Origin of the sequence: Undibacterium sp. Ji83W (assembly GCF_049340385.1) — a bacterium.
Lineage (GTDB): Bacteria > Pseudomonadota > Gammaproteobacteria > Burkholderiales > Burkholderiaceae_D > Undibacterium.
In genome coordinates this window covers 18,867-31,546 of sequence record NZ_JBMPOZ010000024.1, presented here as the reverse complement: position 1 = coordinate 31,546, position 12,680 = coordinate 18,867, and the positions used below count along the sequence as shown (strand labels likewise).

The 12,680-nt window shown below is 49.7% G+C and carries 12 protein-coding genes; 1 reads left to right on the top strand and 11 read right to left on the bottom strand.

The features are described from left to right. Window positions 1-56 precede the first annotated feature (56 nt). The 7 genes from ACO0LD_RS27190 to ACO0LD_RS27160 all read right to left on the bottom strand — a co-directional run bounded on the left by ACO0LD_RS27190 (window position 57) and on the right by ACO0LD_RS27160 (window position 7,872). On the bottom strand, window positions 57-989 hold the full coding sequence (locus tag ACO0LD_RS27190; protein WP_423011857.1) for a glutathione S-transferase family protein: 933 nt from the start codon (window positions 987-989) through the stop codon (window positions 57-59). Window positions 990-1,024: 35 nt separating this feature from the next. After that, on the bottom strand, window positions 1,025-2,035 hold the full coding sequence (locus tag ACO0LD_RS27185; protein ID WP_423011855.1) for an NADP-dependent oxidoreductase: 1,011 nt from the start codon (window positions 2,033-2,035) through the stop codon (window positions 1,025-1,027). 7 nt (window positions 2,036-2,042) lie between these two features. Next, window positions 2,043-3,293: a serine hydrolase domain-containing protein gene (locus ACO0LD_RS27180; protein ID WP_423011853.1), complete on the bottom strand. Its 1,251-nt coding sequence runs from the start codon at window positions 3,291-3,293 to the stop codon at window positions 2,043-2,045. Between the two features lie 137 nt (window positions 3,294-3,430). Continuing rightward, window positions 3,431-3,898 carry a PaaI family thioesterase gene (locus ACO0LD_RS27175; protein ID WP_423011851.1) on the bottom strand — a complete coding sequence of 156 codons (468 nt, stop codon included), beginning with the start codon at window positions 3,896-3,898 and terminating at the stop codon, window positions 3,431-3,433. Beyond that, window positions 3,895-4,677 (bottom strand): SDR family oxidoreductase, encoded by a 783-nt coding sequence (locus ACO0LD_RS27170; RefSeq protein WP_423011963.1) that lies wholly within the window; start codon window positions 4,675-4,677, stop codon window positions 3,895-3,897. The genes ACO0LD_RS27175 and ACO0LD_RS27170 overlap by 4 nt, the downstream gene beginning before the upstream one ends. A gap of 108 nt (window positions 4,678-4,785) precedes the next feature. Continuing rightward, window positions 4,786-6,603 carry an acyl-CoA dehydrogenase gene (locus ACO0LD_RS27165; protein WP_423011849.1) on the bottom strand — a complete coding sequence of 606 codons (1,818 nt, stop codon included), beginning with the start codon at window positions 6,601-6,603 and terminating at the stop codon, window positions 4,786-4,788. 90 nt (window positions 6,604-6,693) lie between these two features. Then, the gene (locus tag ACO0LD_RS27160) at window positions 6,694-7,872 is read right to left on the bottom strand and encodes an acetyl-CoA C-acyltransferase (protein WP_423011847.1); all 1,179 of its coding nucleotides are present in this window, start codon (window positions 7,870-7,872) and stop codon (window positions 6,694-6,696) included. Between the two features lie 395 nt (window positions 7,873-8,267). Between ACO0LD_RS27160 and ACO0LD_RS27155 the strand changes: the two genes are divergently transcribed. Next, entirely contained in the window at window positions 8,268-9,932 is a 1,665-nt protein-coding gene (locus ACO0LD_RS27155; RefSeq protein ID WP_423011845.1) for an MFS transporter, read from the top strand. A 76-nt stretch (window positions 9,933-10,008) separates the two neighbouring features. Here the strand turns inward: ACO0LD_RS27155 and ACO0LD_RS27150 are convergent, their stop codons facing one another. The 4 genes from ACO0LD_RS27150 to queE are packed head-to-tail and all read right to left on the bottom strand — an operon-like array spanning window position 10,009 to window position 12,568. Continuing rightward, window positions 10,009-10,914 (bottom strand): LD-carboxypeptidase, encoded by a 906-nt coding sequence (locus ACO0LD_RS27150; protein ID WP_423011843.1) that lies wholly within the window; start codon window positions 10,912-10,914, stop codon window positions 10,009-10,011. An 8-nt stretch (window positions 10,915-10,922) separates the two neighbouring features. Beyond that, window positions 10,923-11,483, bottom strand: a complete 561-nt coding sequence (tadA, locus tag ACO0LD_RS27145) for a tRNA adenosine(34) deaminase TadA (protein ID WP_423011841.1) — start codon at window positions 11,481-11,483, stop codon at window positions 10,923-10,925. Continuing rightward, window positions 11,483-11,926, bottom strand: a complete 444-nt coding sequence (gene queD, locus ACO0LD_RS27140; RefSeq protein WP_422941532.1) for a 6-carboxytetrahydropterin synthase QueD — start codon at window positions 11,924-11,926, stop codon at window positions 11,483-11,485. Before queD ends, tadA begins: the two co-directional genes overlap by 1 nt. Window positions 11,927-11,932: 6 nt before the next feature. Then, window positions 11,933-12,568 (bottom strand): 7-carboxy-7-deazaguanine synthase, encoded by a 636-nt coding sequence (gene queE, locus ACO0LD_RS27135; RefSeq protein ID WP_423011839.1) that lies wholly within the window; start codon window positions 12,566-12,568, stop codon window positions 11,933-11,935. Between the last annotated feature and the right edge of the window lie 112 nt (window positions 12,569-12,680).

Here is a 12,680-nt window from a genome sequence, read left to right as displayed (position 1 = left end):
CTCCTGTATGTAATGTATTAAGTTCATTTTTTTAAGCTTATTTATTTTGTTTCAATTTATTTTGTGCGTTTCATCTGGAAGCCTACACGCGGAAAGTGAACGACTACAGTTCCAGCTCGCTCATCTTCACGACGCACGGCTAATTCATTTTCACTGGCGATAACCAGTTCGCCCACTACCGGGTCGAGCGCATAATCAGTCGGCATGATGGCAACCGGCTCACCCAGCGCTATGCCATGGCTGTCAACAAAGTTACGCCCATCAGTGTCAAAACCTTGCGCGTTCTTGGCGATCTCCAGTGCTTCTGTGCTGCTTAGAGCTTCAGACTGGTGATGGCCGAAAGCAGCAACTCGGTCCATCCACTTCGAGAGCTTCGGATAAGCATCGAAAACAGGATTGATTGCTGGTGCTATTCGAATCAACCACAGCGCCTGGTAGACAGAAAAATCAGCAATATTGGCTTGCACACCCAGCAAAAATGGCGTATCGCCACTGAGCATGTTTTCCAGACGCCTTAAATATTCGCAAAGCTGGCCTTTGGCTTCTCCCATGCTGGTGCGTGGCATATTGCCACGCATGGTGGCACGGTCTGCGCTAAAGGCCTGCATTTCCTCGGCACTGATATTGCCGAGTATGGAAGGAATGGATGCTGGCTGAAATGCATAGGGGATAGATGTCCAGAACAAGGTAGTATCCGCCCATTGCGCCAGGTTGCGCGCAATGCCGTTGATGGCAGCGGGATACAGCGTCAGTGCAGGTGAGCGTTTATCAAGCACCTCGGCAATCAGGGAAGTATCGCAATAAATATCCCCGCCAATTTGCAGTATTGGCGTTCGCCTGTAACCACCCGTCAATGCCGTCACATCTGGCTTGGGCATGATGATAGGTACTGTGACTGATTTCCAGCTTAATTGTTTAAAGCCGAAAATCAGGCGGATTTTTTCTGAAAATGGAGATACTGCAAAATTATGGAAAATAAGATCGGACATGATTGCTCTGTGCTCTTTTGGTTTATACGATTAACTCAAATCAGCTTCACCAACTGCTTGCCGAAGTTCTTGCCTTTCAACAGGCCGATGAATGCTTCTGGCGCAGCAGCAATTCCTTCAGCAACAGATTCACGGAACTTCAATTTGCCCGTCGCAACCAGGCCACCCAGTTCCTTCAAGCCCTGCGGCCACAAATCCATGTGTTCAGAGACGATGAAACCACGCATCGTCAAACGCATGGTCAGAAATACCCGGGCATTCTTGATGCTCAGTTGCTCACCGTTATAACCGGCAATCAAACCACACAGTGCGATACGGCCAAAGGGGTTCATGCGTGCCAGGCTGGCATCAAAGATTTCACCACCGACGTTTTCAAATACGGCATCAATACCATCCGGTGTTGCTGCTGCCAGGTCGGCTTCCAGATTACCTGCCTTGTAATCAATACAGGCATCAAAGCCCAGTTCATTGACGACATAAGCACATTTATCTGCGCCACCGGCTATGCCAACCACACGGCAACCCAGTTGTTTGCCCAGTTGACCGACTACGCTGCCCACCGCGCCACTGGCAGCAGATACCACGATGGTTTCACCAGCCTTGGGTTGCATGATCTGTGTCAGGCCATACCAGGCTGTCAGACCGGGCATGCCAACTGAACCCAGGTAGGCTGATAAAGGAATGTGGGTGGTATCGACTTTACGCAATAACAAGCCATCAGAGACGCCCATTTCTGACCAGCCCAGCATGCCTATAACCTTGTCACCAGCATTGAATTTGGCGTTCTTGCTGGCGACCACCTCACCTACGGTGCCACCTATCATGGTTTCGCCTATCACTTGTGGGGCTGCATAGCTTTTTGCATCTTCCATGCGGCCACGCATGTAAGGATCGAGCGACATGTAGTGATTGCGCACAAGAAGCTCGCCATCCTTGAGTTCTGGAACAGGGAGAGATTCAAGGCGGAAATTTTCTGGCACAACCTGGCCTTTAGGGCGAGAGGCCAGTACGATACGTTGATAAGAAAGTTGAGAATTAGTAGTCATGATTTGCTCATTTCATCAAGTGATTTGCCAAAGCCTGGAAGGCGCGGTAAGTGACAGGGTCAGTCGCGCCATTGGCAGCAATGGGATGGGAAGAAAATTTAACGATGACCATTTCGGCCACCGGGTCGATGTAGATACGTTGTCCGTGTATGCCACGGGCTTCAAATGTCTGGTGGTTGTTGTGTCCTACCCACCACATATTACGGTAAGAGTAGCCGGGCAAGGTGGCATAGCCTGCCTTTGAAAATTTGGCTGGGTCGGCACCCTTGCGTATATCTTCCACTGCGGCAGCGGGTATGATTTGCTGACCATTGAACTTGCCGTTCAAACGCATCATTTCGCCAAAGCGTGCCATATCGCGCAAGGTCAGATTCAAGCCACCACCGCCCTGCTCGGTGCCTACACTATCCACAGCAAAATAGGCATCATTCTCGGTACCGAGTTTTTGCCAGATACGTTCAGACAAGAGATCAGACAAATTTTGACCGCTTGCCCGTTTAACTATCCACGCCAGCACCTCAGCATTCACTGTCTTGTAAGCAAAGGCTTCATCATGCTTGCCTTCTTTTTTCAACTTCACCAGGAAGTCATAAAAGGTTTTAGGCCCGTCATAAGTTGCGGCTGTTGGCAGCAAGCCACCTGATCTGGCGTAATCCCAGACTTCTGCTTTCGGGTCAGCATAATTTTCAGAATACTGCACACCTATGGTCATATCCATGACCTGACGCACAGTGGCGTCACCATAGGCGGTGTCTTTGAGTTCAGGAATATACTGCGTAACAGCAGCGCTGGGATCCAGTTTGCCCTCTGCCGCCAGAGCAGCAGCCAGCGTACCAACAAAGGACTTGGTGACCGACATGGCAATATGCGGCAAGTAGGTCTTGGTAATGCCGAGGTAGCGCTCGTAAACTATCTTGCCTTTATGCAGCACCAGCATGCTGTCGGTATAAGTGCGAGCCTGCATATCGGCCCAGCCAATCTCGCTGCCCTTTTCATCTGCAAACCGCAATTTATCAAGATCGCGCAAAGCCATTGGCAAAACTGAAACCGGCCCTGCGCCATGCCAGACATTGCTGGTAGGCCCCAGTTCACGCCCATGAGAAAACGACCAGCGGGTTCGCGGAAACTGATAATTGCTGCCATTGGCAAATTTGATGAGCTTGTCAGGCGCTGGTGGAAAGCCCTGCATCCAGCCCATTTTTTGTGGATCACTTGCCTCAGCATCAGGCAAGGCTGTTTGTGCCGAAGACATGCTCATGAATGGTCCACCAAGTAAAGCAAAGAAAAGAATTGCAAAGCGAGTCTGCTGCATGTTTGTCTCCATTTATTTTTATTGGACTTGCAAGCACTACTTACTATTTTTACCACTTACTATTTATTAAAATTCACGAGACCTTAATCACTACCGTAAAGTTTTTTCATATTTTCGCCAGACTTCAAGCGTCGCAGGTATTTGAATGTCCCCATGGCTTTGGCAATGAGCTTGTCGCCATTCCAGATCTCACCCTCGCAAAAGCACATGGTGGTGGATTGATGGAAAGCCTTGCCACGCGCTTCCATGCGGCCACCCGGCACACCGCCTGGTTGCAGGAAAGTGGTTTTCATTTCTACCGTGACGACACCCTTGAGGTCACTGCTCATAGATCGGCCAGCCATGGCCATGACCACATCGAGCATGGTCATGATCACGCCACCGTGGGCAATTTGCCAGCTGTTCATATGACGCCCGGTCAAATCCAGAGCCAATCGTGCCTGACCATTTTCCATTTCCAGGAACTCAACGCCCAAGTCATGCAAAAAAGGATTCAATACCGGTGTTGGTTGCGCAATGGGAAGCGCCACAGGAGACTTGGCCTCTGTCATACAGCAGACACCCCGCCATCCACTGCCAGGGTCTGGCCTGTGATATGTTTGCCCGCATCGCTGGCAAACAGCATGGCGACGCCCTTCAAATCCTCATCATCACCTATGCGTTGCAGAGGTGCTTCTTTGGCGAGTTTTTCTTCACCCAGGTTTTCCAGTATGCCCTTGGTCATCTTGGAGGGGAAAAATCCTGGTGCAATTGCATTGACTGTGATGCCATGCACACCCCATTCACCAGCCAAGGTGCGAGTGAAATTGATGACGGCAGCCTTTGAGGTGTTATAGGCGATGGTTTGCATGGTCCCTGGTGCATTGCCAGCCAGACCAGCGATAGAAGCGATATTGATGATGCGGCCATACTTGCGCGGTATCATCGAGCGCTTGCCAACTGCCTGCGAAATCAGGAATATGCTGCGGATATTCAGGTTCATGACCTTGTCCCAGGCATCAACCGGGTAATCTTCCGCCGGTGCGCCCCAGGTAGCACCAGCATTATTGATGAGGATATCAATATGCCCCAGGCGGACCAGTGCTTCATCCACCAGCGGTTGTACCGCTGCTTCTTTGGACAAATCAGCAGCGATCGCGCTGGCATCTATACCACGGCTTTTCAGGTGGGTAACGGCTTCATCCAGGTCAGATTGCTTGCGTGAAGACAGCACCACTTTAGCGCCCTGCTCACCCAGCGCTTCTGCCATTTGCAGGCCCAGGCCACGCGAGCCACCAGTAATCAGGGCGGTCTTGCCATGCAGGTCAAATAATTGTTGTACGGTACGAATTGCTTTGCTCATTTTTTGTCTCCAGTATGTACGGCTACCGCCTGTCTGCGCGCAGACAGGAAGGGCATCGTTTGTTATATGTCTTGTTGATTATTTCAAGGCTATGGTTCAGAACCAGGCATCCTGCATCTCGAAAGTCGTCATATCGATATTCGACAACAAATCCAGTTGTGGATGAACACGCGGCAATTCCCAGTGGAAGAAGTATTTGCAAGCCTGTAGTTTGCCCGCATAGAAATCAGCATCATGGTGATTTTCTTTGTTCAGGCATAAGCTTGCTTGTTCCAGCCACATCCAGGCGACAACAGCATGGCCAAATACTTCAAGATAAGCCGAGGCATTCGCCAGGGTTTTATTGGCATCACCAGCGCCGTGCAATTGCTGGGTAACACTGGCCAGTCTCTGCAGTACACGCGCCAGTGATTTGGTATATGCCAGCAATTCAGGATGGGTAGCTGCCCTCGCCAGCGTCTTGTGCATGATTTCGCCCAAAGCCTCAAGCGCAGCACCGTCTTGCATGACGACCTTGCGGCCCAATAAATCCAGCCCTTGTATGCCGTGCGTGCCTTCGTGTATGGGATTGAGGCGGTTGTCGCGGTAAAACTGTTCTACATTGTATTCACGAGTATAGCCATAACCACCATGCACCTGTATCGCCAGGTTATTCGCTTCGAGACACCATTGTGAAGGCCAGGATTTGGCAATCGGTGTCAGTATTTCCAACATCTGCGCTGCATGAGTGCGTGCTTCCGGCGACGGCGCGGTACGCTCTTCATCGACCAGGCGGGCGCAGAATAAATTCAATGCCAGGCCACCTTCAACATAGGCTTTTTGTGCCAGCAACATGCGTTTGACGTCGGTGTGCTCAATAATAGGTATTTGTGGCGCAGCCGGATCTTTGTTCAATGGTGCACGACCTTGTGGGCGGTTGCGGGCATAATCAAGCGCATGCAAGTAACCGGTATAACCCAGCATGACAGCACCCAGGCCTACACCTATGCGTGCCTCGTTCATCATGTGGAACATGTTTGCCATGCCACGGTGCAAGGTACCCACCAGATATCCTATCGCACCCGCTTTACCCTGCGGTTTGAATTTACCTTCACCAAAATTAAGCATGCAATTAGTGGTGCCGCGATAACCCATCTTGTGATTCAGGCCAGCCAGCACCACGTCATTACGTTCGCCTAAACTACCATCAGCATTCACCAGTTTTTTGGGCACGATGAAAAGTGAGATGCCTTTGACGCCAGGTATCAGCTTGCCATTTGCATCCGGCACCTTGGCCAGCACCAGATGTACGATATTCTCGGCAAGTTCGTGTTCGCCTGCCGATATCCACATCTTGTTGCCAGTCAATCGATAAGTGCCATCTTCTTGCGGCTCAGCCCTGGTGACGATATCAGACAGGCTGGAACCAGCCTGTGGTTCAGACAAACACATGGTGCCAAAGAAGCGGCCTTCCAGCATGGGTTTGACGAAGGTTTCTATCTGCTCTGGCGTACCGCATTTGAGCAGGGTATTGGCATTACCGATGGTCAGGAAAGGATAGGATGCCGTCCCTACATTCGCCCCTTTGAAGTAGGCAAAGCCAGCTTTTTCAACGACGCAGGGCAATTGCATGCCGCCGACATCAAAGTCTTGCCCAGCCGCCATCAGGCCTGCTTCGCAAAATGCTTTCAGAGCTATTTTCACTTCAGGAATCATGTGCACTTCTTCACCATCGAAGTGCGGCTCCTGCTGGTCATTTTTTTTATTGTGGGTGGCGAACAGATCTGTCGCTATTTGTTCGCAGGTATCAAGGGCGGCATTGAAAGTTTCGCGGCTATGATCGGCGAAACGTGGCCTTTGATTCAGCGACTCTACATTCAGCCATTCATACAGCATGAATTCGAGATCACGGCGGGAAAGAATTTTAGATTGCATGGCTTTATCTGGACAAAAGAGATGAGGTACTCATTTTGCCCAAACCGCATGACAGCATCATGCAGTCCGGGCACCCGACATGCATCCAGCTTAGACTACTTCAAACAAACCTGCAGCGCCCTGGCCGCCACCAATACACATGGTCACAACCACATATTTTGCACCACGACGTTTGCCTTCTATCAGCGCATGGCCAGTCAGGCGTGCACCTGATACTCCATATGGATGACCCACTGCAATCGCGCCACCATTGACGTTCAATTTATCCAGAGGGATGCCGAGTTTGTCCGCGCAATACAAGACTTGCACGGCAAATGCCTCATTCAACTCCCACAAACCAATGTCTTCAACTTTAAGGCCAACTTTTTTCAATAATTTGGGAATGGCAAAGACCGGGCCTATACCCATTTCATCAGGTTCACAACCAGCGACGGCAAAACCACGGAAAATACCCAATGGTTGCAGGCCCTTGGCTTCAGCCAGTTTGCTGTTCATCAGAATGGCAACAGATGCACCGTCTGAGAACTGGCTGGCATTGCCAGCGGTAATGACTCCACCTGGCACTGCTGTACGGATTTTGGAGACGCCTTCAAGCGTGGTATCTGCACGTATGCCTTCATCAGCAGAAATAGTGACTTCTTTAGTGATCAGCATGCCGGTCGCTTTATCTGCGACGCCCATGACAGTGGTCATCGGTACGATCTCGGCATCAAACAAGCCTGCAGCCTGAGCTGCGGCTGCGCGCAACTGGCTTTGTACGCCGTATTCATCTTGACGTTCGCGTGGGATGCCATAGCGCTTGGCAACAGTCTCTGCGGTTTGCAGCATAGGCCAATAAACTTCTGGCTTGTGTTGCTTCAACCAGGTTTCGACGATCATGTGGCTATTGGCTTCGTTTTGTACGCAAGAAATAGATTCAACGCCGCCCGCCGCATAGACATCGCCTTCACCCGCGATAATTCTTTGTGCTGCCATGGCAATAGTCTGTAGGCCGGAAGAGCAAAAGCGATTGACAGTCATGCCAGCCGTGGTCACTGGGCAACCTCCGCGCAAAGCGATTTGACGGGCGATATTGCTGCCAGTCGCACCTTCTGGCGTAGCGCAACCCATGATGACATCTTCCACTTCGCCCGCTTCAATTTTTGCCCGGGTTATAGCTGCATTCAACACATGACCGCCCATGGTGGCGCCATGCGTCATGTTGAAAGCACCTTTCCAGGATTTTGCCAGGCCGGTACGAGCGGTGGATACGATAACTGCGTCAGACATGTAGATCTCCTAGTTAATATAAGTATGTGTACAGGCTGGAACTGCTGATACCATCATAAGTAGTAATTTGCTCTTTGCAAATCAAGATACAGGAACAAACTTCCATAGCCTTTTTGCTTGAATTAAAAGCGCATATCCTCAAGCTCAAAAACTAGAATATCACATTTTAGTACGACCGTTCGTAAATTTATTTCATCTCATGCCACTCTTCAATATTGCTCTTCTTTACATATTCAGGATAACTCTTTTGTAAGTTTCTGTAAGTTTCGAGCAAGCAAGCCGTAAGTTTCAGCTTGCACACTTTGCTTGCAATAAAAATTATGTCGGAAATGTGATTGTGTGTTTCTGACCATTTTTTTGGCATACTTAAAATATACTTAAAACAGGAGACAAGCATGGCGACAGCACCTATCGCAACGTCAGGCGGCATGACATCCGAAGAACGCAAGGTTATTTTTGCTTCTTCGCTGGGAACCGTCTTTGAATGGTACGATTTTTATCTATATGGAGCACTTGCATCCATCATAGGACAACAATTTTTTAAAGGTACAGACCCAAATACGGGCTTTATTCTCGCCCTGCTCGCCTTTGCAGCTGGCTTTATCGTTCGTCCTTTCGGCGCCCTCGTCTTTGGTCGCCTGGGCGATATGATAGGTCGCAAGTACACCTTCCTGGTAACTATCCTGATCATGGGTGGCTCTACATTTTGCGTAGGCTTATTGCCAAATTTTGAAACAATTGGTGTAGCTGCACCTATCATCCTGGTATTGCTGCGCGTACTGCAAGGTCTGGCTCTGGGTGGCGAATACGGCGGCGCTGCCACCTATGTTGCTGAACATGCCCCCAACGGCAAACGTGGTGCCTACACTGCATGGATACAGACAACGGCTACATTGGGCTTGTTCCTGTCCTTAGTGGTGATCCTGAGCATTCGTAAGATGATGGGTGAAGCAGACTTTGCCTCATTTGGATGGCGCTTTCCTTTCCTCGTATCTGTTTTCTTGCTGGCGATTTCCGTATGGATACGCTTGTCCATGAATGAGTCGCCTGCTTTTGCAAAAATGAAAGCAGAAGGCAAAACGTCAAAAGCTCCTCTGACAGAATCTTTTGGTCAATGGAAAAATCTGAAGATTGTTATTCTGGCTTTGCTGGGTCTCACCGCTGGACAAGCTGTCGTCTGGTATACCGGGCAATTCTATGCCTTGATTTTCCTGGAAAAAGTATTGAAAGTTGATGGTCCCCTGGCCAACATGATGGTGGGCGCAGCCCTGTTGATTGGCACGCCATTCTTCATCGTTTTTGGGACACTGTCCGACAAGATAGGCAGAAAGCCAATCATTTTGGCTGGATGTGTTATTGCGGCAGCCACTTACTTCCCTCTTTTTGGCGCCATTACACATTTTGCCAATCCAACGTTGGAAAAAGCACTTAAAAACTCTCCAGTTGTTGTCACAGCAGATCCTGCTGATTGCCAATTCCAGTTCAATCCTACCGGCACCAAGAAATTCACGTCTTCCTGCGACATTATCAAAGCAAAATTGGCAGCATCATCGGTCAACTATACCAATGTAGAAGCACCTGCTGGCACGATTGCATCCGTCAAGGTTGGTGATACTGTCATTGAGTCCTTTATATCCAAGGGCATGCCAGCTGCAGATGCAACTGCAAAAGACAAGGCCTTGTCTAAAGAATTGGCTGCAGCGATTAAGGCCGCGGGTTATCCTGAGAAAGCTGACAGCGATCAAATCAACTACGTGATGGTAGTGTTATTACTGACCGTTCTGGTGATCTATGTGACGATGGTATATGGACCAATTGCTGCCATGCTGGTGGAAATGTTCCCGACACGCATCCGTTACACATCGATGTCACTGCCTTACCATATCGGGAATGGCTGGTTCGGCGGCCTGCTGCCATTCTTTGCCGTCGCCATGGTGGCATCGAAAGGTGATATTTATTATGGACTATGGTATCCAATTATCATTGCAAGCGTCACTGCAGTGATTGGCTTCTTCTTTGTTAAAGAAACCAAAGACAATGATATCTATGCAGCCGATTAAGTATTAAGCACTAAGAAACACTAAACAAAAAGCCCACCCGTCAAATTGACGGGTGGGCTTTTTTTATATCTGAAGATTACAAGGAATAGCTCATCACCAAACTCGCCCGCCCCTCTAACACATCTAATTTTGCTTCACTACCAACCACCAGGCTGGCACGGGTGGAGATGTGGCCAAACGGCAAACCAGTAATGACCGGCACATCAATCAAGCTACGAATGTAAGCAAGCATGGTATTGAAGTCATAGCCGTTATCATGCTCTGCCAGTTTATAAGCAGAAAAATTTCCAAGTACGATGGCTTTTTGCTTATTAAGAACGCCAGCAAAATGCAATTGCAGCAGCATGCGCTCTAGGCGGTATGGGTGCTCGCCTATATCTTCCAGGAACAATATGCCACTTTCAACTTCTGACCAATACGGCGTGCCGATTGCATGCGTCAGCATGGCAAGATTGCCGCCCCATAATTTTCCCTGCGCATGCAGTTCGTGGCCCGCTTCAGTTTCAAACTCAACGGTATGCGTAGTATTGCTGACACAAGCCTTGAATTGCTGCAGCGTATATTCAACAGGCTGCTCACGTATGTAATCATCACACAGCATGGGGCCGGCAATACTTGTGCGGCCACGCGCCAGCATTGCCAGATGAACCAAAGTGAAATCACTATAACCGACAAAGCACTTGCCACTATTCGCCAACAAGTCAAAATCAATCAATGGCATCAGTCTTGACATGCCATAGCTACCACGCAAGGCCATGACTATCTGCACATCAGGATTTTTCGCAGCCCCATGAATTTGCCTGGCACGTTCGACGTCAGTTGCTCCAAAGCGCTGGAATTTGGCATCAGCTTCATAATAGCTGTGCACCTTAAAATCTTGCCCAGCCAAACGCTGCAAACCACGTTCAATCAGGCTGTCATCCAAAGGAGCACCGCTAGGGGCTATGATGGCGATTCCGGTTTGCGTGCTTTGCTCAGGCATGGTGTATTTCAGTCTTGTGTGGGAAAGGTACTGCTGTTAGTGTTAGCAACCAGTTTCTTTTGTGCCGCAGCAGCACGCCGGTTGGCAAAAAAATCTTTCAGCAAACTACTACATTCGTCTGCAAATACGCCACCGGTCACTTGCGTGTGGTGATTCAATTGCCCGTTCTCGAATACATTCAGCAAAGAACCTGCCACACCAGTCTTGGGGTCGCTGGCAGCATAAATGACGCGCGCCAGCCTGGCGTGCATCATTGCTCCGGCGCACATCATGCAAGGTTCAAGGGTAACGTAGAGTTCACATCCGGGCAGTCGGTAATTGCCGATTAACTCAGCGGCTGCGCGCAGGGCCATGATTTCGGCATGGGCAGTGGGGTCGTGTTTACCTATGGGGCGGTTATAGCCGCTGGCGATGATCACGCCATCCTTGACGACTACAGCACCAACCGGCACTTCGCCTTCATTTCTGGCCAGCAAGGCTTGCTGGTAGGCCGCCTGCATGAACTGGATATCACGCAGGCTCTGCTGGTTCTGATCACCTTGCGGTGGCAGATTTTGCTCTTCAGCCATTATCCGTCTATCTCTGCCCAGCAATTCGGGGTTTCATAGAGGGTAACCTTGGTCAATTCCAGGGTACGGCCAAACCTGCCGTGATAGACCACCTTCAAAATATCAAAAGCGATCTTGGCCAGATTTTCCACCGTCGGTACACGGTCAATCACCACAGTCTTGTGACCTGGCAGCTTCTCCAGGAAATTCTTGATGATGTAATCCTTCTCGTAGACGATGAAGGAATGATCCCACAGATTCACCAGATGTTCATTGGCCAGCGCCTTGATATCACCAAAATCCATGATCATGCCGTTATCCGACTCGCCATCCTTCTGGACGACATCACCGGTCAAGGTAATTTGCAAGGTATAGCGGTGACCGTGCAAATTGCGACACTGGCTGCCGTGATCGGGAATGCGATGACCTGCATCGAACTCCAACTTTCTGGTAATCGTTAACATGAAAACTCAAGGAATCTGTAATAGTTTATGGGTTTGCAAACTCAGCTTCCATTGTGGATGCTGTTTGCAGAATTCAATTGCGAGACGCAAATTATCGTCTCTTAAAGGGCCATCCATGGCTTGTACAAAGTAATGTTCAAAATCAAGATTTGCATATGCCGCCATATCCTGACCAAACTGGGGGATAACCACCTTGAGCTCACTACCCTTGCGCACGACCAGTTCTGAACCCATTTTTGGGCTGACACAAATCCAGTCCACGCCTGAAGGCACGGGCAAAGTGCCATTGGTTTCTATGGCGATCTCAAAACCCGCTGCGTGCATTGCTTCAATCAAGGCCGCATCAAGTTGCAACAAGGGTTCGCCACCGGTAAACACCACATACTTGCTTGCAGTATAGGACAATGGCCACAAAGCGTTGATCGTCGCAGCCAGCGCTTCGGCCTGCTTGAACTTGCCACCACCCTCGCCGTCTGTACCAACAAAATCGGTATCACAAAACTGGCAAACCGCAGTCGCCCTGTCTTCTTCCCGCCCCGACCACAAATTGCAGCCAGAAAAACGGCAAAACACCGCCGGGCGTCCGGCATGATTGCCCTCGCCCTGTAGAGTGTAAAAAATTTCTTTGACGCTATAAGTCACGTCTTATTCCCACTTGGTTATTTAATAGCGACTCACGGGCTGCCAAAGTGAGCTTACCCGGATTTAGTATGTCGCAAATGCTTACTGCGGATAAAGACAGTATATGAATTTT